General features: G+C 69.0%; 16 protein-coding genes and 1 riboswitch. Of the genes, 5 read left to right on the forward strand and 11 right to left on the reverse strand.

Annotated elements, in window-relative coordinates; genetic code table 11:
- Positions 1–45: 45 nt before the first annotated feature.
- The gene (locus ACNANG_RS11290; protein ID WP_420227240.1) at positions 46–609 is read right to left on the reverse strand and encodes a hypothetical protein; all 564 of its coding nucleotides are present in this window, start codon (positions 607–609) and stop codon (positions 46–48) included.
- Positions 610–804: 195 nt separating this feature from the next.
- On the opposite strand from ACNANG_RS11290, the gene ACNANG_RS11295 reads away from it, so the two are divergent.
- The 5 genes from ACNANG_RS11295 to ACNANG_RS11315 all read left to right on the forward strand — a co-directional run bounded on the left by ACNANG_RS11295 (position 805) and on the right by ACNANG_RS11315 (position 5,568).
- Entirely contained in the window at positions 805–1,683 is an 879-nt protein-coding gene (locus tag ACNANG_RS11295) for a lysophospholipase (protein ID WP_420227241.1), read from the forward strand.
- Positions 1,684–1,688: 5 nt separating this feature from the next.
- Positions 1,689–1,820: a hypothetical protein gene (locus ACNANG_RS11300; RefSeq protein WP_420227242.1), complete on the forward strand. Its 132-nt coding sequence runs from the start codon at positions 1,689–1,691 to the stop codon at positions 1,818–1,820.
- An 87-nt stretch (positions 1,821–1,907) separates the two neighbouring features.
- The gene (gene rnk / locus ACNANG_RS11305; RefSeq protein WP_420227243.1) at positions 1,908–2,339 is read left to right on the forward strand and encodes a nucleoside diphosphate kinase regulator; all 432 of its coding nucleotides are present in this window, start codon (positions 1,908–1,910) and stop codon (positions 2,337–2,339) included.
- A 74-nt stretch (positions 2,340–2,413) separates the two neighbouring features.
- A riboswitch (cobalamin riboswitch) is annotated at positions 2,414–2,664 on the forward strand.
- A 92-nt stretch (positions 2,665–2,756) separates the two neighbouring features.
- Positions 2,757–4,646, forward strand: coding sequence for a TonB-dependent receptor domain-containing protein (locus ACNANG_RS11310; protein ID WP_420227244.1), 1,890 nt, complete (start codon positions 2,757–2,759; stop codon positions 4,644–4,646).
- A 76-nt stretch (positions 4,647–4,722) separates the two neighbouring features.
- Complete coding sequence (locus ACNANG_RS11315; RefSeq protein WP_420227245.1) at positions 4,723–5,568, forward strand: cobalamin-binding protein; 846 nt, start codon at positions 4,723–4,725, stop codon at positions 5,566–5,568.
- Positions 5,569–5,664: 96 nt separating this feature from the next.
- Here ACNANG_RS11315 and ACNANG_RS11320 read toward each other — a convergent pair whose 3' ends face one another.
- The 10 genes from ACNANG_RS11320 to ACNANG_RS11365 form a co-directional block, all read right to left on the reverse strand.
- Entirely contained in the window at positions 5,665–6,432 is a 768-nt protein-coding gene (locus ACNANG_RS11320; RefSeq protein WP_420227246.1) for a glycosyltransferase family 2 protein, read from the reverse strand.
- Complete coding sequence (locus ACNANG_RS11325) at positions 6,429–8,774, reverse strand: glycosyltransferase family protein (RefSeq protein ID WP_420227247.1); 2,346 nt, start codon at positions 8,772–8,774, stop codon at positions 6,429–6,431. The genes ACNANG_RS11320 and ACNANG_RS11325 overlap by 4 nt, the downstream gene beginning before the upstream one ends.
- A gap of 134 nt (positions 8,775–8,908) precedes the next feature.
- Positions 8,909–9,418 carry a hypothetical protein gene (locus ACNANG_RS11330; protein ID WP_420227248.1) on the reverse strand — a complete coding sequence of 170 codons (510 nt, stop codon included), beginning with the start codon at positions 9,416–9,418 and terminating at the stop codon, positions 8,909–8,911.
- A 17-nt stretch (positions 9,419–9,435) separates the two neighbouring features.
- Complete coding sequence (locus tag ACNANG_RS11335) at positions 9,436–9,783, reverse strand: hypothetical protein (RefSeq protein WP_420227249.1); 348 nt, start codon at positions 9,781–9,783, stop codon at positions 9,436–9,438.
- The gene (locus ACNANG_RS11340; RefSeq protein ID WP_420227250.1) at positions 9,765–12,635 is read right to left on the reverse strand and encodes a DUF6519 domain-containing protein; all 2,871 of its coding nucleotides are present in this window, start codon (positions 12,633–12,635) and stop codon (positions 9,765–9,767) included. The genes ACNANG_RS11335 and ACNANG_RS11340 overlap by 19 nt, the downstream gene beginning before the upstream one ends.
- Positions 12,636–12,683: 48 nt before the next feature.
- Entirely contained in the window at positions 12,684–13,730 is a 1,047-nt protein-coding gene (locus ACNANG_RS11345) for a hypothetical protein (RefSeq protein WP_420227251.1), read from the reverse strand.
- Complete coding sequence (locus ACNANG_RS11350) at positions 13,682–14,836, reverse strand: hypothetical protein (RefSeq protein WP_420227252.1); 1,155 nt, start codon at positions 14,834–14,836, stop codon at positions 13,682–13,684. Before ACNANG_RS11350 ends, ACNANG_RS11345 begins: the two co-directional genes overlap by 49 nt.
- Positions 14,833–17,697: a hypothetical protein gene (locus tag ACNANG_RS11355; protein WP_420227253.1), complete on the reverse strand. Its 2,865-nt coding sequence runs from the start codon at positions 17,695–17,697 to the stop codon at positions 14,833–14,835. The genes ACNANG_RS11350 and ACNANG_RS11355 overlap by 4 nt, the downstream gene beginning before the upstream one ends.
- Complete coding sequence (locus ACNANG_RS11360) at positions 17,694–20,303, reverse strand: putative baseplate assembly protein (RefSeq protein ID WP_420227254.1); 2,610 nt, start codon at positions 20,301–20,303, stop codon at positions 17,694–17,696. The genes ACNANG_RS11355 and ACNANG_RS11360 overlap by 4 nt, the downstream gene beginning before the upstream one ends.
- Positions 20,300–20,665 carry a GPW/gp25 family protein gene (locus ACNANG_RS11365; protein WP_420227255.1) on the reverse strand — a complete coding sequence of 122 codons (366 nt, stop codon included), beginning with the start codon at positions 20,663–20,665 and terminating at the stop codon, positions 20,300–20,302. Before ACNANG_RS11365 ends, ACNANG_RS11360 begins: the two co-directional genes overlap by 4 nt.

The raw sequence follows: 20,665 nt of genomic DNA on the forward strand, positions 1-20,665 counted from the left end.
GCGTCTGCGACTGCGACTGCCGCAAGGTCCCGCAGGGTCCCGGCATCATTCCGCCTTGACCGACTCGACGAACTGCCTGGCCACATCCGGCGTTAGTTCCGCCTCGGGCCCGAGCGCGACGATCTCGATCAAGCTGTTGCCCAGCACATAGACGCGCCCCAGCAGCCATGACGGCGAGTTCGCGACGGCGCCGTGTACCTCGACTTCGACCGCGCGGAACAGCTTGCGGGTATCGGCGGCCGATTGCTTGAGGGTGACCTCTTGCCGCTGGCGCAGCGTGCCACGCAGGTTGGCGCGCAGGACTTCTTCGAACGCATCGGCCACCTTGGCCATCTCGGCCGGATCGTTCAGCACCGCATCGGGCAGCTTGGCATGGCCGACGGCAAACACCGACGCGTCGACCTGCGCGATCGTGAAGGTCAGGGGCAGCGTGTAGCCGGCCACGTTGACGTCGCGCGTGTCGGCCTGCGGCCGGGCGGGATAGGTGACCTTGACCGCCGAATCGGCCGCGGGCATTTCGCGCCAGTCATACTTGGGCGAGCAGGCCGTCAGTGCGACCAGGGACAAGGCGAGCGACATCGAGACGAACAGGCGGGGCAGCATGCGCATGGTCGGCAGTTTTCCGTAAGTGAATGAGGGCCAGTGGTGGCTACAGGGTCGGGCGAGGGCGGAATGGTCGCAGTTAGCCGATAAAAGGCGAAATAAGCCGACGATGGCTACAACCAGTTACATGACTCGGGACCGAAGGGGCGCCCAAGGTGGGCGACAATCCGCGTTTCGCAACCCCCGACACGGACACGTCAATTGTCGCTGATTTCCATGACCACCGCCTCGGACGGCACCCAGCTGGCCGGCCACCGATGGGCGATGCCCGAGGGCGCCGCGCCTGAGGGCCGTCCGGCGTACCTGTTGCACGGCCTGGGCGAGCATGCCGGACGGTATGACGCGCTGGCTCAGTGGCTGGGCGAGCGCGGCTGGCAACTGGCTGCGCATGACCATCGCGGGCATGGCAAGTCGAGCGGCAAGCGTGGCGCGCTGCGAGACGCCGACGATCTGGTCCTCGATGCCGAACACCGGCTGTCGGAATACTCGCGGGAAACCGGCGCACCGCCCTTGTTGATCGGCGTCAGCCTGGGTGGCCTGGTCGCTGCGCGGGTGGCGCTGCGCGGAAATGTCGAGCTGGCCGCCATGGTGCTGGTGTCGCCTGCGTTTGCGTTCAAGCCTACGGCGGTCCAGCGGCTGATGCTGCGCACCATTGGCAACCTGGCGCCCGACCTGCGCGTCGGGAACGGTATCGATGCCGCCCGGCTGTCGCACGAGCAGGCCGTGGTCGATGCGTATCGCAACGATCCGCTGGTGCACGACCGGGTGACGGCGCGGCTGGTCCGGTTCGTGATCGCGGCCGGGGACGCGGCCATCACGCAGGCATCGGCCCTGCCCTGCCGCACGCTGATGCTGGTGGCGGGCGAGGATTCGGTCGTCGACCCGGCCGGCAGCCGCCGGTTTGCCGATGCCGCCGCGCCAGGCAAGCTCGCGCTGCGCTGGTACCATCAGGCGTTTCACGAGGTACTGCACGAGTCACCCGAGCTGGCGGCGCCCGTGTACGCCGACCTGGATGAGTGGCTGGCGACCCTGGACCCGCCCACCCCGGTTGAAGCCCTGGCCGGCATTGGGCTATCCTGACCCCCATGCACACGACGTTGCGCGCCGCCCTGGCGCGTCTTCTCGCTCTGAATCTTCCCGCACTGACACGCCGCACCGGCCAGCCCGTGCGCCGTGCCGCGCGCGGCTGTCTGCTCATTCCGGTCTTCGACCGCTAAGCCCGGCGATCTTCCTTTCCCCTCCTGCTCATGTCTTGACGGATCGCCGGGCACATCTCCGAGCCACTGCTTTCCCCAGGAACCGGCATGTCGCCTACCGCTACTCAAGTTGTCACGCCTACATTCATTACCGTCACCGAGCTCGACTACGTGCGGCTCAATTCGCTGATCGCGTCGCTGGGCGACGTATCTCCCGCCATCGAACGTCTGGAAGAAGCGCTCGACCAGGCCGACCAGGTCCCGTCGAACACCATTTCCGGTGATGTCATCACCATGCACACCCAGGTGCGCGTGCAGGACACGAACGGAGGCGACGTCCGCACCCTGACCCTGTGCTATCCGAAGGAAGCGGACGCCAGCAAGGGCAATGTGTCCGTGCTGTCGCCGATCGGTGCGAGCCTGCTGGGCAGCCGCGCGCCGGGCCGCGTCAGCTGGGTTGCGCCCGATGGCGCCGAACACGCGCTGGATGTGGTCGAGATCGTGTTCCAGCCCGAAGCACACGGGGACTACACCTCGTGATGAGGCCTGCGGCCTGCTGCGGCAGCAACGCAACAGGTCCGACATTCTTCGGCAGCCTGCCCGGGGCTGCATGCTAGAGTACGCGCCGAGTCGGTGCTTGGTTGCACCCAAGGTAAACGGGAAACAGGGAAGACCACTTGCTGGCCTTAACCTGTGCTGCCCCCGCAACGGTAAGCATTCGTCCATGACCGGTCACGCCGGTCCAGGACACACCACGCCAATCCCACTGTGATGGCCCCTACCGCACCCCGGTGGCGCAGGTCATGGGAAGGGGGTGTGGTCATGAATGCCAGCCCGGATACCGGCCGGCTCTGCGGTTCACCAGACCGTATCCTGGGGAGGCGCTGTCCCCTTGCCGCGCTTCCCTGATTGCATGACGTGCGGGGTCGCACGTCCATCCCAGGCAACAGGCTTTCCATGTCTTCCTTTACCCTTCGGCACCTTAGCGGTGTCGCCGGCGCCGTGCTCGTTTCCGCACCGGCCCTGGCCCAAGTGTCCCCTTCCGCGCAGACCAGCGCCACCCAGCTCGATCCGATCACCGTGACCGCGGCCCGCGCGCCGCAGCCGCTATCGGCGGCGCTGGGCGACGTGACCGTCATCGACGCCGACACCATTGCGCGTGCCGGCCAGAGCAGCCTGGCTGACCTGCTGCAACGCGAGCACGGTATCGACGTCGCGACCAATGGCGGACCGCAGACCGTCACCAGCGTCTTCATCCGCGGCGCGAACAGCGCACAGACCGTGTTCCTGATCGACGGCGCCCGCGTGGGGTCGTCCACCGCGGGCGGCGCCGGCATCAACGCCATTCCGCTGTCGCAGATCGAACGCATCGAAATCCTGCGCGGCCCGGCCAGCAGCCTGTACGGCGCCGACGCGATTGGTGGTGTGATCAACATCATTACGCGCCGCGGCAGTGCCGGCACCGCGCTGGCCCTGACCGGATCGGTCGGCTATGGCAGCTGGAACACGCAGAAGGCCGATATCGGCCTGACGGGCAGCCAGGGCATGTGGAACTATGCGCTGTCCCTGGGCCACGCGCGCAGCGACGGCTATAGCGCCGCCAAGCCGAGCGAGCCAGGCGGCCTCTACAACCCCGACCGTGACGGCTACAAGCTGGATACCGCATCGGGCCGGCTGGGCATGATGTGGGCCGAAGGGCAGGAACTGGAAGCGTCGTTCTTCCAGTCGCGGCTGAACGGCCAATACGACGGCGGCGCCGGCTTCGACCAGCGCGCGATCCAGAAGATCGAATCGCTGGGCCTGGCCAGCAACAACCGCATCAACAGCCTGTGGACCAGCCGCCTGCGCGCCGTGAAGACGGTGGACGACAACGTCAGCCTGTCCGAGCCCTTCCCCGCTTTCGGAGTCACCGGACGCGCGCAGTTCCGCACGCGCCAGACGCAGTTCTCCTGGCAGAACGACCTGGCCATCGCGCCGGGGCAGGAACTGTCGCTGGCAGCCGAGCGCCGCGAGGAAGACGTCGACAGCGACACGCGCTTCAACGCCACGAGCCGCAACACCAACTCGGCGCTGGCCATCTATCGCGCCGACCTGGGTGTCCATCATGTGCAGGCCAACCTGCGCTACGACCGCGTGTCGAGCTATGGCAATCGCACGACGGGCGGCCTGTCGTACGGCTTCGATCTGACGCCGGCCTGGCAGCTGACGGCCGCCGCGAACACCGGCTTTCGTCTGCCGACCTTCAATGATCTGTACTACCCCGGCTTCAGCAACCCGAACCTGCAGCCGGAAAAGTCCAAGAACTACGAAGCCGGCGTGCGCTATCGCCAGGGCGGCGCCACGGGCAGCCTGATTGCGTATCACAACAAGGTCGACAACCTGATCCAGTATCAGGGCCGCGCCACGGTGGTGAACAAGGACGCCACGCTGAAGGGCATCACCTTGACAGCCGCGCAGCAGTTCGGCGCGACCTCGGTCCGCGGCAGCATCGACATCGTCGATCCGAAGGACAACAACACCGGCGAGCAACTGACGCGCCGCGCGCGGCAGGTGCTGAAGCTGGCGGGCGACCACCAGCTGGGCGCCTGGCGCGTGGGTGCGGAGTGGGTGCTGAGCGGCAAGCGCAGCGACACGTCGTACAACGCGAGCATCGGTGCGTTCGGCGCGAACGAGACGACCCGGCTTGGCGGCTACAGCTTGCTGAACCTGACCGCTTCGTATGACATCACGCGTCAGGCGCAGGTGCAGGTCCGCTGGAACAACGTCACGGACAAGGACTACGAACTGGCGCGCGGCTATGCGACGCCGGGATCCAACGTGTTCGTGAATCTGGTGTACCGGCCATAAGACCGGTCTTTGCCATGTCGCTGCCTGTGACGCTTGTCGTGACGCTGGCCGCGGCAGTGGGGGCCAGACCGCCGCCGTGCGCGACGACACGGGGCGCGACGTCCGGCTGACCGCGCCCGCCCGCCGCATCGTCACGCTGTCTCCGCACGCGACCGAGTTGATGGTCGCGGCGGGCGCAGGCGACCGGCTGGTGGGTGTCGATCAGAACAGCAACTACCCGCCTGACGTGAAGCGGCTGGCCCAGGTGGGCAATCCCTTGAACCTGGACATCGAACGCGTGTTGGCGCTCAAGCCCGATCTGATCGTGGCCTGGGACTATGCCGCTTCGGGGTCGACCGCCGGCAAGCTGCCCATGGCCCTGCTCGATAGCCTGGGCATTGCCGTGTTCTACAGTCGGCCGGCAGTGCTGGCCGACATACCGGATACGCTGGAACGATTCGGCCGCCTGGCCGGGACGGGTTCGGTAGCGGCACCCCGTGCCGCGCAACTGCGGGAGCAACTGCACTCCCTGACAGCGGCGTACGCCAGGCAAACGCCCGTGCGCACCTTCTACCAGTTGAGCGGGCAACCGATCTACACGCTCAACAACCGGAGCATCATCGGCGACGCCTTGCGGGTGTGCGGCGCCGACAACGTGTTCGGCACCCTGCCGGCCGCCGCGCCCATGGTCAGTGTCGAGGGTGTACTGCTCGCCAACCCGCAAGTGATCGTGGTGGGCGCATCGCAGGATGCACAGACGGGATCTGGCGCAGGCGACGCCGCGCTGGCGCAATGGAAGGCCTTTGCGCCGGGGCTGACCGCCGCGGCGCGCGGGCACCTGTTCGTGGCCGATGCCGACCGCATGCATCGGCCCGGGCCGCGCATGATCGAAGAAACGCGCACACTGTGCGAGCACATCGATCAGGCGCGCAAGCCGAAGTAACAGCGCCGCGCGAAGCCGGACCGTGGGCGGACGTCGCCCGGACTGTCCGCCGATGCAATGGCGATGCCGCCCTTGATCCGACCACGCCGGCGCGGCTCAGGCGAAGGCGCTGCGGACCTGCTCCACCCGCGCGGCCATGGCCTGACCGTCTTTCGCAGCCGATGCCTCATACCAATCCACGATGTCCTGCCGGTTCAGCCGCCGGTATTTGGCGATCTCCTGGTCCAGCATGCCGAAGGCCCGCGCGTAGTCCGGGCCGATGACATGGAACACCTTCATCCCGCCCAGGTCGAGCACGCCCTTGAAGCCCCGCTGCAACAGGGCGCCGCAGATCGTCGCGCCTATCGGGTAGTACGCCGTGATGGGCAGACGGGTCAGCATCGGCAGGATCCCCCGGTGATACACCGAAAACCAGCCATCCACCGGACCTTCATACAGGCGCTCCGCGGCATCGTAGACGCGGTACTGCGCAAGCGGCGGGCGGGCGCCGGTCGTGTATTCGTCCTGCCAGACATCGGCCACCACCTGACGCACCTGCGGGAAGCGCTTGAACACCTGCGCGGCCCGTTCGGCCAATCCCCGGGAAATGCACACCACGTCATCGTCGATCTGCGCGATGAGCGGATAGCGTGACGCGCGGAACAGTTCGGCATAGGCCGTCATGCCGATGTTGTGGGGCGTGCGGCCGACCACGGTCAGGGGCGCGCCCTGCGCGATCGCAGCGGCGATGTCGGCCTCCAGGCCGGCGTCATCGACGTTGAGCCACAGCAGGATCTCGTACGGCGCCGTCGTCTTGCGCACCAGTTCCTGCAACAGCAGGCGCGCGTAGGTGGGCCGGTAGCAGGCCACGCAATACGAAATCATGAGGCCCACAGCTCCGGATATTGCGCAAGGCGAAACAGGAAGCTGGGCCGGTCGACGTGTTTCCATCGCACACCGCGCCGCATCAGCATGTCCACCAGGTGCCAGTCCCACGCCATCATGTCGAAAGGCAGGTCATTGTTCAGATGCACGTCGAACAGTTCGCGCCGGAACAGGGGCTGCCCCAGGTCGATGCGCCCGGGCCGCGGCACCGGGTGATTCAGCACCAGGCGGCCGTCATAGCGGCATGAGCAATACACGAAACCCAGGGCGGTGTCGCGTTGCAGCGCGTGGATCAGCGGATCGAAGTGATCGGGCGTATAGCCGTTGTCGTCCGACAGAAAAGCCAGATAGTCGCCGCGGGCACGCTGCAGGCCGGCCGCGGCGGGAGCAATGCCCCAGTCATTGTGACGCTCGGCCAGGTTGTAGAAGCCCAGTCGCGGATCGTTGATTTCGTCAACGATCCGGTGGATGGTGGCAACGACATCGGCGGGCGGATGGTCGGCGACGATCAGGTGCTCGTAATCGGCGAAGTCGAGACCTTGCACCGATGCGATGCAGCGGCGCAGGCAGTCGACCCGGTCGTACACCGTGGTGACGATGGACAGCCGGGGCCGCGGCGATCGTACCTCCACCAGCGCGTGCGCACGGCGGCGCTCGGGCGCGGGACCGGTTGGCGTGAGCTGCACTGCGCGCAGGTGGACGACGCCGCCCATCGCGCCCAGAAAGGCATAGCCGCCCGGCAGCACGGTGTCGCGCACGCGGTGCAGCAGCTTGCCATCGCGATAGACCGTCAGAACCCCGTTCGCGGCGGCAAGGCGCCATGCCGTCCATTCCTGCCCGGGTGGGTCGATGTGCTTGAAGACGTGGTCGTGCCGCGCCACGTATGCGCGGCGGCCGCTCATCAGCAGGTGGTAGGAATTGGTGGATTGGTCGATACGATGCTGCTGATGGACCTTGGCGAGCAGGCAGGCGCCCGGCGCCAGGCGGGCCTCGAACGAGAGGTCGACATCGTCGAAGCGCAGGCGGCTGACCAGCCCGCGCTCCAGGGCGGGCCCTCGCTGCGCCCCGGGATCGATGACGAACATGCCGTCATCGGCGGGATGCACGACCGGTCCGGTGCTGTCCCAGTCGGCATCGACGGCCATCACGCCTCGCGGATGGGCGGACAGCGCGATGCCGGCCACTGCATGGCCGCGGGGTGAATGCTCAGGGCCTGTGTCGGTGGGACGTGTGTCGGTGCGGCGTGTGAGCCCGCGAGGCGCAACGGTGCCGGTGCCCGATGTCGATGCCACACCGGGCTCAGCCAGCTCGCCCGGCCATCCCACCGCAATGGCAAGCGCAGACGCCAGCCTGTCCTCGTAACGCGCCTGGCGTATCCGCGCGGCGCAGGCCTGCTGCACCCGCAGGCGCGCGGCGCCGTCCGCAAGCAGGCGCTGGATCAAGGAAATGGCCTGCGCTTCGGTTTGAAAGGTAGGCAGCTCGGGCAGCAGGGTGCTGAGCCCCGGCCGCGGCTCGCTGACCACCGCCGCGCCACAGGCCAATGCTTCGAAGACGCGAGGGTTGGCCGCCTGCCCTGGCAGGGCGTCGCGGTTGTAATGGTGCCTGTCGCGGAACACATTGATCACGATCCGGGTGTCGCGATACAGGGCTGCCGCGTCGGCCGGGGACACGTTGGCCGACAGGCAACGCGCGGCCACGCGCGGGTCGCGCCAGGGGCCGCCCACCACATAGTCGAGCAGTCCGCGGTCCGCGAGGGCCCCCAGCATGCGTTCGCGCGACGGGTTGCCACCGCCGATGAAGCCCACGCCACGCGAACGGTCAGCGGCGCCGGGGTAGTGCAGCGCCGGGGCGTACGCCACTTCCAGCGCATGCGCATTGCGATGCCGCGGCACCGTGGCCGGATCGTTCACGAACACGACATCGAAATGGCCGGACCAGCGCGCGGTGTCATCCACTTCATACGGTTCATCCACCAGCCACACCGCCGACCGCAGGCCCGCAAATCGGGTGCCCCACCGTTTGACGAAGCGGCGTCCGTGCACGACGAACAGCAGATCCGGGCGAAACGCCGCGATCCGCGCATCGAGATCCGGCGCGTCCCAGTCGGCATGGGCGGCAGGAATTCCAAGGCGGTCGGCCGCTTCGCGCAAACCGGTGTCGAACACCGTGCCGCAGGACAGGAAACGGTAGTGCACGAAGAACACGCGCGGCGGGGCGCGGCGTTGCCAGGCTTTGACGGCAATACTGGCGGGACCGGCGGATGTCGCGGGTGGCGTGGCGGCGACGTTGGCAGTGGCGGCGACGTTGGCAGTGCCAGCGACCTTGGCAGTGCCAGCGGCCACGCTTTCCCGCATCCACGCCGGCAAATCCGCCATCGGTACCGACCGCAGGCGGCTGACCGGACTCAGGTTGACCAGCTCGACGCCGTCGGCCTGGCAGGCCGCGGCCAGTGCGCCGTATTCCGCGTCAATCCACGTCAGTTGCCCGGCCAGCGCATGCGGACCCGTCTGCCCGAAAAATGCCGGTCACCGAAATCCACCCCCAGCAGGCCGATGCGGCGGGCGCCCAGGTGCCGCGCAAGCTGGATGGCCACATAGGGCGAGGTATTGGAATACGCCATCGTGTCGTCGTCGCTTAGCTCGGTACCGCCCCGCCGCCCCAGCCGGAACTGCACGACGTCGGGATGGGCGAAACCCGCGGGGTCCAGCTGCGTGACCAGCGTCCCGGCGCGCGATGCGTCGATGTAGGCATACCGATCGGCGGTGAATTGCCGCCGGGTATTGAGCACGACCAGGTAGTCGGGGGTGAACCAGCGGCCGACGTCATTCACGCCAATGGTGATGATGCCTTGCGCTTGCGTCAGCCGCGTGAGCGACTCGCCGCAACCGCACACCAGGATCGTTGCGCCCGCATGATGGTTGCGAAGATCCACGAATGCGCGGGTCGTTGCGACGTCGCGCTCCACTGCACACCGCGCCGTGTCCATGCTTCAGTTCCTGATGCTCACGAGGTTGGCCGCCTGATCGAAGCGCGGCGCGCCGAACAGCAGTGCCGACGTGTCTTGCCCCGGCATCGCCAGGTTGCCAGTGGCGGTGGCGCGCTCGGCAATAAAAACCCCATAGGGGGCGGCCGGTCGCGCGGCACCTCGGCCAGCAGCGTGGAATGGTGCACGGTCAGCATGCGGCCGGCGATGAACAGATTCGACGCTTCGGAAAACGTGTTGTCGCTGATCGTCGCCGTGGCGAACAGCCCGCTGGTGGTCTGGGTTTCCATCAGCTGTTTGCTCATTGCCTGAGCCACGGCAAGCAGGGCCAGGCAGTTGCCGGTCAGCTTCAGGTGGCCGGCGCCCACGACCAATCTGGTGTTGCGGCTGCCTTCATGCAGGCGGCGCAGCAAGGCATCGGGCGGCACGCCCCCGGGTCGCCGTAGAAGCCCAGGATGCCCGACAGCGTGTTGTCCGAGACGTGGCAGTCACCCTGGATGTGCTCGAGCAGGGCAGCCACACCGGGCATCGTGCAGGCGATGGTGCTGTCGGACAGGCGCAGGCTGCGGGCGTCGCCCACATGCAGGCAGGGCGCGCCCCGTTCGGCCCGCCGCGTGATCGTCAGGCCACGGATCTGCACGTCGCCCATTTTGTGCAGGGCCAGCCCGCGTTCGTCGTCGAAGGTCAGGTCCAGGTCCCGCAGTTCGAGCGCGGCGAAACCGGCCAGCAGCATGCCGCCGCGCACGCGGATCTGCGCCGTCGGACCGCAGCCATGCAGACTCAACCGGCTGCGGCCCGTGCCCGCGGCTTCCAGACTTTCGATCACATGGTCGCCGGGCAGAAAGCATAGGCAGGCATGGCCGCTCTCTTCCAGCGCGCGGGCGATGATGGCCGCATCCAGCCGGTCGGCGTCACCGCCCTTGCCTATGGTCAGGCACGCACCGCGGCGCGTGACCTCGCGCACCGGCTCGTCCACGGTCGGATCGCAGCGGCGGGTCAGCGGCGGAAAGATCTCGCGGCAATCGGCCAGCACGCGAAGGGCGCCATCGTGTTCGACTTCGACAATACCCAGGCGGCACCACGCATCGCGAATGCATGCGGGCGCGCGCGCGACGGCGTCCCCCGTGTCGGGATCGCGTGGCCATTCGACGTCACCCGTGATCGTGCGCGCCGGAATCTGCCAGGCGTCCCCCGGCCGCCATTCGCCGGCGGCAAAGCGGATCTCGACCCCCTCTTCCAGTTCGATCCAGCGCCCGGGCTCGATCGGCAGCACATGCGCGGCGCCGTCCGGGCGCTGTTCCCACCTGCGCAGCAGCGGGTGGGCCGACAGATCCTGTCCCAAGCCTGCGGCCGGCACCCCGGCAAGTATCAGTTCGTTTTCGTCGTCGCCGTCGGCCAGGTATTCGAACATCTGTCCGGCGCGCTGCCACCGTTCGCTGGTGTCGTCGACCAGTTCGACCCGGTCGTGCGCGGACAGGTCCAGCGCTTCGTCACGGCCGCGCGCCGCGACCCGCACCGTGGTCTGTTGCAGGCCGGTGTCCACCGTGACACCGATCACGGCATAGGCAACCGACCCGTTTTCCCGCGACCACTTGAAGGTCGGCGCCGCGCCACCGGTGTGGACCTCCACACGATAAAGCTGATTTTCCAGCCGTTGATAGCCCGCGGTGGCCGCGATGTCGCACAGGTTGCGATTGGCAGGCTGCGGCGTGGCGCGCGCGGCGAGCCGGCCGGGCATGGGATGCATCAGCGCTTCCCACGCCGGACTGTAGCTGCCGCAGGTCCACTCGGCGGGACTGGCGTCAGCCAGCGGCAGCGCACGCACTTGCGCCATCATTTGCGCCCGGGTCGCCGTGTCCGGGCCGCCCAATGCGACCTCGCGGATCCAGGGGGCCTGCAGCGCCGAGACGTGCCGTTCCCACACATGCAGCACCATCAGGTGCGCACCGGGCGGCAGGCGCGCGCCCGCGCCGCCGTCGGCCTGGTTGCCATAGGTGACTCGCGCGTCCAGTTCGCACAGCGCGCCGTCGACGTAGTAACGGCCCGGCGCGATCGCCAGGTTGACCGCGGGCAGCGCCAGCGCGGCGGAGTCGGGCGACCCGTTGCCGATGCGCCATGCGGCCCCGCCATCGCCAACCACCCAGCCGCCCGTGCCGCCCCCTTCTCCGCTACCGTCATCGAGCAGACTGATGCCGCGCAAGGACGCGCGTGCGGCGCCCGCGCCCGAGTCTGGCGCGAGGCCCGCCGCACTGCCCGGCCCGGCCGCCGGCGCGCCCATCCAGGCGGTGTCCTCCAGGCTGTCATCCATCCAATAGTTGCCACCGTCAACGGTCATCCAGAACGTGCCGTCATCGCCGGCGGCCCAGCCGCGCTGCGTGTCGGCGAACGCAATGGCCCGCAGGGTCGGGGTCGATGGCGTGTCGCACCGCATCCAGGTGCCGCCGCCATCCTGGCTGTGGATGATGGTGCCGTCGTAGCCGGCGGCCCAGATGCGTTCCGTACCGACACACGCCACGCTCAACAGGTGGGCGGTGGTGCCGCTGTCGACCGCCTTCCACGTCGTTCCGCCATCGGCGGTGACACGCACCGCGCCCTGCAGGCCGACGGCCAGGCCGTTGACGGTGTCAACGAAATGCAGGGCCCGCAGCCGGGCCGTGCCGCTCTGCGCCGCTTGCCAGGTCGCGCCGCCGTCTTCGGTCGAGAGCACGATGCCGTCCGTCCCGACGACCCACGCATGCCAGGCATCGACGGCGGTCACGCCGCGCAGGGATTGCAGGGTGCCGCTGTCCTGGACCTGCCAGCTCAGGCCGCCATCGGACGACGCGCGAATGACTCCGCCGTCTCCCACTACCCATACCGTGCCGCCGGCCGTGGCCAGGGCCCGCAGATGGGCGGCGGTCCCCAGATCGGCCATGTCCCAGGTGGCGCCGCCGTTGGTCGTGCCGAGCAAGGCGCCGTCTTCGGCCGCGATCCACACCACGTTGTCATTGAGCGCCAGCACGGCAAGCGCACGGGTGTCGGCATGCAGGCCGAAGCCTGCCGCGTCGAACGGCGCGCCCGACGGACCGATCACGTCCCGCGCAGTCAGCCGCGCGCGATGCTGCGTCAGGTCGGCCTGCTCGTTCCAGTCCGCATCGGTCACGATGCGGCCCTGCTGCAAGCGCACGGCGCTGTAATGATGCGCCGGGTCGAACGTCGTGCGGGATAGGTCGCCTTTCATGGCATCGCCCCCTGGGTTGATCAAGGCATGAACATCAGGTCACGAAAATCAGGCTGGCTTCCAGACCGAAGCGCAGGTATTCGTCCAGTGCGCCGCGCAGGTTGGCTTCCCGTTGCGGTTGATGCAGGAATTCGAAGGCGCCCATTTCGGCGCCACTTTCAGCGCCCGTGCGCAGTTGCACGGCGCAACGGGTTTCGAGCTGCCCGAAGCCTGGGTCGCCATACACGCGCGACACGAACAGCGGGCGCAGGGACGCGCGGATCTCGGCGCGCAGCGCGGCCCGCGCGCGGCGATTTCCAGATCGGGCTGGCAGCGGTAGCGGCGCGGCACGGCCGATCCGGCCGGCACGTAACTGAAGCGCACGCAGCCCGTCTGCCGCCGTGCCGCCTGCACGCCAGCCGCAAAGATGCAGTCCGACGCGGACAGGGACTGCACGTCGACCGGGCCGAAAAAGGTGCTGCGCAGAAGCGTGGTGGGGGTGCGGGACGCGGCAAGGCAGGGTGCGGCATCCGCCATCGCCTGACCACCGATCAGGCTGTCGATCACGGACACCGCACGGATCGGATCGGCCACGGCCACGGCCGGGCAGATCGACCGTTCAATGCGCAGCGCAAGCTGGGCGTTGCCACCCGGTTGGACGACAAGGGCGGACGGCGCGGCAACGCCCTCGACGCCCGTCACCACCGAACAATGCGACAGCACCAGCTGCCCCAGATTGCCTGCCGCCACGTCCAGCCGGCCTTCCAGCAGCAGGCCGTTGATCACGCACGCGCCGCCGTCGCTCGTGCCGGCGGGCGCGGTGCCCTGCACCCGCACATCGCCAATCAGATGCGCGCGCACACCGCTCGCGTCGACGGTGCCGGCCCGCCGAACCAGGCTCGCGCCTGCATCCGCTTCGCCCATGCCTGGCGCACTGCCCTCCCCCTCCTGGGATTCCCGCGGCCACCGGCCCGCCACGATCAGCAGGCGCGACCGTTCGCCAATGCGGATCTCGAGCGGCAGCGCAGGCGCACCCGGCGCGTCATGTTCGCTCACGCTGTCCATGATCACGATGACACCGGTGCGGCCGGCGGGCAACGCATTCCATGCAGCCACCGCGTCTCGCAAGGACGGAAACAACCGCCCCTGGCCGTCATCGGCAAGCAGATGCGACACACCGGCCTGCCACACATCGGGCGCGTCAAAGACCGGTTCCCCGACGGCGGCCGCGCTGCCCGCCAGTGCCAGGCCAAGGGCGCGCAAGGCGGCATTCCGGTCATACGGCCCGCCCCCAGATCGCCAGAAAACCCATAGCAATGCTGCGTCCAGACCGCATCGACCGGCAGGCCGTCAGCAAAACGGATGCGCCCGCGTTGCGGATCGACAGCCATTGCCAGGGCCGGCAGGGGTTCGCCTGGCCGGGGGCGCGGCAGACGGCACGCAAACATGGCGTCGCGTGGGACTTCAAGCATCGTGGGGCTGCCCGCCAGCCGCGCGAACACGCGCAGCACAGGGGGTTCTTCCGCGCTGGCCTGCGGGAACAGGGGCGCATCGCATCCCACCGGATGCACGCGCCAGTCCCCGTCGGCGTGACGACGCGCGCTGACAAAGTCGGCCGCCTCGTCACCCAGGTCCGCCGCGCCCACGGGATAGCTGCGCAGCCGCCACAGATACACCGCCACATGGGCGATGGCGTGACGACCGCCACGCGCCGCGGACCGCATGTCGGCCGTATGCGAAAACGGATCGAAGGCGCCGCCCGCCCACTCTGCCGCCGCGGCGTCGCGCAGGCCGGCCGTCGCCTTGGGGTTCACCCGCACGTGATTCACGTGCTGCGTCGTCGCAAGCCGCTTGAACGATTCGACGACATGCGCGGGCCAGCCCGTCACGTCCCTGGCCAACTGTTCGAGCACCTGCGCCGTGCCCTTGCGGCGGCGATAGGCGATCGTGTTGGCCACATAGGCGCGTGTGCTGACGCCGGCCGACTCGATGGGGCGGATCGGCCGCACGCCAAGCAGGTCGCCGATATACGGCACGACCCACTCATCGCAGGTCTCGATGAACCAGTTCTCGTACAGGCCCGCGATGTCGGACTCGACGCGTTCCAGTTCGGTTTCGATCACCTGCAGCAAGGTGCGCAGCGGCTCGCCCTGCTCCGCGTCGCGCACGCGATGGAAGGCGGGCAGCAGCGCATACAGGCGCTCGGCGGTCAGCTGGCTCATGGCGTCATGTCCGTCACGGAAAGCGCATCGGCGCTGATGTACAGCAGCGCTGCCGGAATGACGCGGCGGTTGCGTGCGTCCCAACGCGCGCCGTAGGCCGGAAGCCCGGCGGGCACGGCGGCAGGCGACGTGGCATACGCGGCGCCCGGCGGCCCACCCGCCTCCGCGTCATCCAGCAGGGCCAGCGCTTCCAGGTCCACCGCCACCACGCCGGGCACCGCCTGGATGCATGCAATGACCTCGGCCGCGGTCACAGGCTGGCCGATCTCGCGCGCATCGATTCCAAACGTGTCGAGCAGGGCCGATGTCACGCGACCGCTCACATCGGCCTTCACATACCGCGGATCGGCCAGCACCCGCGCCTTGCACCGGAACCGCCGCAACCCGCAGGCCCGCACATCGACGCGTTGCGACGGATCGCTGACACTGGCGATGGACGCGGCCAGGTTGGCGCGCACGGTGTCGCCCGCATCGCCGCCGGTCGCGCCTGTCACGCTCAGGGCGATGCGCGACTGGCCGTCCACCCACAGCACATCGGCGCGCGCCTTGCCGATGCCTGGATAGATCCGGGCGTAGGCCACGTAGTCGAGCATCGACACCACCCGGTCGAAGGCCTGCAGGCTGCGGGGCACGTGCACCCGTGCATCGGCCAGGTGCTCCCGGTCGGCCGCGCCCGTGGCCGGCAAGGGATTGGTGACCCCGCGCAGGCCCAGCGGCATGGCGCGCGGCATCGTCAGGGTGTTCGCGGCCACATTGCCATCGGGACCCATGCCGGTGCGATAGGTAGCTTCGATATTGACCATGCCCGTGGGCAGGCGCGCGCCCGACACGCCATCGCCAAACAGGACTTCGGTGCGGCCGTCGTCATCGACGCGTGTGGTGTACACCTGCTCGTGCGGACCGACGCCATACAACGATGGCACCGGCTCCCACTGCACGCCATTGACCCGTATCGTCAGCGTACTGATGACCCCGTCAGGCGTCGGGGCCGACACCCAGGTGGTGGGCGGACGACGCAACACGAAGCGCTGATGGCGAAGCGCCGCGTTGCCATTGCCAAGCACCTCGCGCACGCTTTCGCCATGGGTCGCGAAGACCGTGTTGGCGTTGATGCGCAGACTGCTGCGCCGATAGCTGAATCGCAGTCCTTCTCGCAGTCGCAGGATGGTGCGCCCATCGGCAGGCTCGACCCCGGTCAACACGGCGATTTCCGCTGCCTCCATGCCGGCCAAGTCCGACCGCAGGCCGGTCAGCGCCAAGGGCTGGCCCGCGGCCAGGCCCGGCGCCAGCGAGTCCAGTTCGATGCGGTCCGTGTCCGCGGCCACGGGCGCGTCGATCGGCAAGGCCGCCAGATCGAGCTTGCGGCTGACCGCATGCGCCGTGCTGCCGCGGAACGAGAAGTCGGGCTTGGACAAGGCGCCCGGCGGCTGGGCGCCGTCGGCCAGGGTGACTTCCATGGCGCGGCCCGACATGCCGAAGTCGGCCCGCGAGACGGCGCGCGCGTCCGCCGCCACATACACCTCGGCCGGCAGGTAAGGCGAAGCTATCACCACCCAGCTGCCGGGTACGAGGTCAGGCACCGGACGTTCCAGGTAGACGCGCGGGCCCTGCGACTTGGCTTGCGAGGTCTGCCAGATGGTGCGATCCGCCACAAGCGGCTGGCCATCGCTGCCGGTATCGCCGCGGTCCCACGGCAGCGGATAGGGGTCGGACCGCAGACTGTCAGGCTTGGGCAGCATCCCCCACTTGGGCGCGTTGTTGCCAAAGAAACCGACCTGGGCGCCAAAGGCAAAGATCCCGGCGAACGCACTGGCGGACGCACCCGTGGCTGCGGCACCTGCCACGCCGCTGTTCACCGACACGATCTGCGCGCCGTGTACGCCCACCGGCACAGGCAAGTATTCCAGGGCCACCTTGACGCGATGCAAGGCCGCTTCCGGGGTGATGGCCACCACCCGCATGACCAGCCGCGACAAGGCCGCGCCGTTGCGGGCGGCGAACAGCAGCAGGTCGCCGGCCGCCACCGCCGCGCCCGACCCGGCGCCCGTATCCGACAGGAACACCTGCCCGATCTCGATGGCATCCGACACCGCATCCGCCGGCAGGCCCGGATCCAGCCGGTACAGGTTTGCGGTGACCAGCCCCTCATGCAGCCCCGGATGGAGACTTGGATTCGCCCCGCCCGCCGCCGTGCCGAAGCTTCCTGCGGCGCCAAGCAGCGCCAGGACCCGCCGCGTCGTTGCCGCGCCGTTGGGGTCCGGTGGGCCCGCCACCTCGAGCACCGCAATGTCGGCAGGCCGCGTCAGCCGCGGCCGCAATGCATTCCACTGCGCATGCGCAATGAAGGCGTCGCGTGTTTCGAAGACCTGCGGCAGCTTGCCTTGCGGCGGAATGCTCTGCACCGGCAAGCCGGCGGCCAGGGCGCAGATGCCGGGGGCGCCCGGCGCGTCTTCGACCGTGAACGCTAGATGCACGCTGGCCGCCACGCCGGGCCGCAGCGCATAGCCGACCGCGCGCGCCATTTCCAATACCGAACGCCGTTCGGTGGCGGTGGACAGGAAGCCCTCGTTCGCCATGCGCTCCTGATAGAAGGTCAGCACGTCGGCCACGCACGCGGCCGCGTCGATCAGGGCCATGCCCGGATCATCCGGCCGCCGCGTCAGCAACCGCGACAACCCCTCGCCCGCCAGCGGCAGACTCTGCACCATCCGCGCACGGAAGCCTGGCTGCGTATCGATGCGATAGCGCAGCGCCGTCAGACCGGGCGCATTGGCCGGCCGCGCGGGCAGGGGCAGCCCCGAGCAGCAGCCGCAGTCCGCATCGGCGGCATCGCCGACGACATCGCGCGTGACATCGCTCATGACGTCCCTCCGGGCTCGACCTGGAACTGCATGCGCCCGTGTTCCGGCGCGTTGGGATCGTTGTCCAGCCGGGCGATTTCCAGCCGCCCCATGGCGATGCGGCCGCTGTCGATTTCGCCCGCGGCTGGCCGGCCCAATCGCTGGAAGCGCAGCGGCGCGACATAGGCCACGCCCGGCACCTGCATGGCCGCGGCAATCACGGCGCTCAGATACACCGGCTCGCCAAAGCTGAAGCGGTCCGCATGAAAGAAACCGGTGCGCCCGTCGGCCAGGCGATCCGCGCCGAAGACCTGCAGCAGGCGCCGTTCGACGTCATCGACGAAGTAGCCCGGACGGGTGCACACATGCAGGGCCACATCGAGCGAGACATACCGCGGCGCATCGAACTCCAGGTCATGCCCCGCCAGCCGGTAGCTTTCCACGAAGTCCGCCAGGCGGGCCTCGAAGGCGGGATCCAGGGTGCCGGCCGGGCCCGGCGCGACACCCGCGCGCGGGTCCACCGTAATGAACATCGTGTACCAGCTGCCGGTCCAGCGGCGCGTCGCCACGGCGCGCTGCACGCCGGGCGCCTGGGTGACACGGTCCGCGTAATCGCGCGCCGTCACGGCCCGCTGCTGCCGCCGGAAGGCCTGCGGCGCATACAGGATCGCCTCTTCCAAAGGCTGCGGGTCCACGCCCCCCGATGCGGGCAGCGGGTTGCGCACGCGCACCACGTCACCCGCCTGCGCCACCACATGCGCAAGCGACCCGGCGCCGATATTGCCGCGGACGCCATTGCCCGTGCGCACCCGCGCCAGCAGGCTTTCACTGGCGGCCGGCGCGCTGCCGTTCACATCGTCGCCAAAGCGCAGCACTGCCGCGCCGGTGTTGTCGGTCTCGACGACGAACTCCCGCGCCATCGGCCCGCTGCCCAGCAAGTCCCGCTTGGGGGTCCACGACGGGGCCTTGCCGTCCTGGCGCGCGCCCTCGGTCCGCACGTCGATCGCGGGCCGCGCATCATCCCTGTCCCAGACCATGGCCGACACGGCGCTGCCCACGGGGTCGATCAGCACCGGCGGGCCCGCGCTGCCGTCCGCCCGCAAGGCGCGCACACGGCTTTGCCGCGTCAAGGGACGCACCTCGGTCTGCGGCAGCCGATAGGGCGCGGACCGTTGACCGATGCGCAGCCGCGCCGCGGGAACCAGCCGGTCCGCCCGCGATGCGCTCACGCCATGATCGGCCAGGCCCACGTTGCCGCATGCGCCCGACATGTCACGCACCATCACCCCGTTGATCCGTTTGGACAGACACAGCGCGAAAGGCAGGGCGTCCGCCGCGCCCCAGCGCACGGTCACATAGGCCTGGCCGGTGACGGGATCGCGGCGCACCGGCCCCGGCTGGCGCGATCCGCCCACGGGTCTCGCGGCTGGATCGACGTGCGTCAGCCGCACCACCCAGCGGCGATGCGGATCCGCATCGGCCGCAGCGCCGGTGGTGTCGCCCGCCCGCGCTTCCAGCAGCAAGAGATCCCCTGGCATCAGGCGAACGCGGGCGCCATCGTCATCGCACAGGGTGGCGTCCGTGGCGCCGGCCGGCAGGCAGCACTCGTCGTCGCTCCAGCTGTAGAAGCGCAGTTCGTTGTGGGCCGGGAACAGGGTCACCGGCGTGACGAGTTCGAAGGGTTCGGCCCCCGCGGCAAGGGCGGTGCGCAGCGCATCGGCCTGCCCGCTTATCGCCGCAGGCAGCCCCGGCACCGCTGTCAGCAGCAGCGTTCCGTCCATGCCGGTATCGGAATTGCAGCCCTTCAAGGTCAGCCCATCCCCGCCCGTACCCGCTTCGAACGCCACCCATACCCGGGCGTTGTTCCCATCGTGCAGCGTGTAGTCCAGCAGCCGCGCGTGACGGCGCACCGACACCCGCTGCCGCGCGGAACCCAGATACGCCTCGGTGGCGACGGCGTCCTGGTAGTACGACAGCTCGTCCCCTCGGTAGGCAAGCGCCTCGGCCAGCGTCACCCACAGGTCCGCCGGGTTGCGCTCGGTCCAGTCCGGCATGAGCGTGGCGAGCCGGTCCAGCACCATCCGCCGCAGACTGGGGTAATCGCGCGCCAGGTAATCGATGGGCGGTGCGGCCTCGGTCGCTTCCCCACACGTCGGTTCGATCCGGCAATCGAAGTCGCTCGGGCAATCGACCTTGAAACGGAACGGAATGCGGGAGAGCGCCGGATCGATGCCGTCGGGCGGCGCGTCCGACCCCGGACTGGCCACCAGCCGCAGCACATACTCGGAAAAATCCCCCTCGGTCGACAGGTCCACCGTCAGCACATGGCCCTGCCATGCAATGCCGGTCACGGCCGGGTCGCGCACCCGGCTGCCCCCGCGCACTTCCACCTGGATCCGCTTGAGCGGCTGCACCGGCACCTGGTCCAGCGCGTGCACGAACACGACGCGCAACTGCGTTTGCGACGGCGCGACTTCCAGGTAGTCGATGCCATTGATCCATCGCGGAGGCGTCTGAAGCGCGGCCGCGCGCACCGCTGCAACGCGCCCGGGCGACGCGCATCGATAGGGCGCGGCCTGCGTCGATGCGCCGGCGCCCGGCGCCACCAGCGATCCGGTCGCGCTCATGCCGGCACCTCGCGCACGAAGCTGGCGGTGCGCGTCGACTGCGTGCGCAATACCGTGTAGCGCACCGCCACCGTCAAGGTCGCATCCATGCTTTGCGCCGTCACATCGTCCACCCGTATGCGCGTACCCAGCGTCTGTTGCAGCGCGCCTTGCACCAGGGCCTGCAGCGTGGCCACCAGCGCGTCGCTGTTCGGCGCGAACACCAGCTGCAGCAGGCCGCATCCAAAATCGGGCCGCATCACGCGCTCACCGGGTACGGTGAACAGCACCTGTTCGATCAGGTCGCGGATGTGCGCATCGTCGGACTCCGCCATGGCGGTCCTGCCGGTGCCGTCGACCCGATACGGAAACGCGATGTCCAT

This window comes from Pigmentiphaga litoralis (assembly GCF_048632615.1).
GTDB lineage: Bacteria > Pseudomonadota > Gammaproteobacteria > Burkholderiales > Burkholderiaceae_B > Pigmentiphaga > Pigmentiphaga litoralis_B.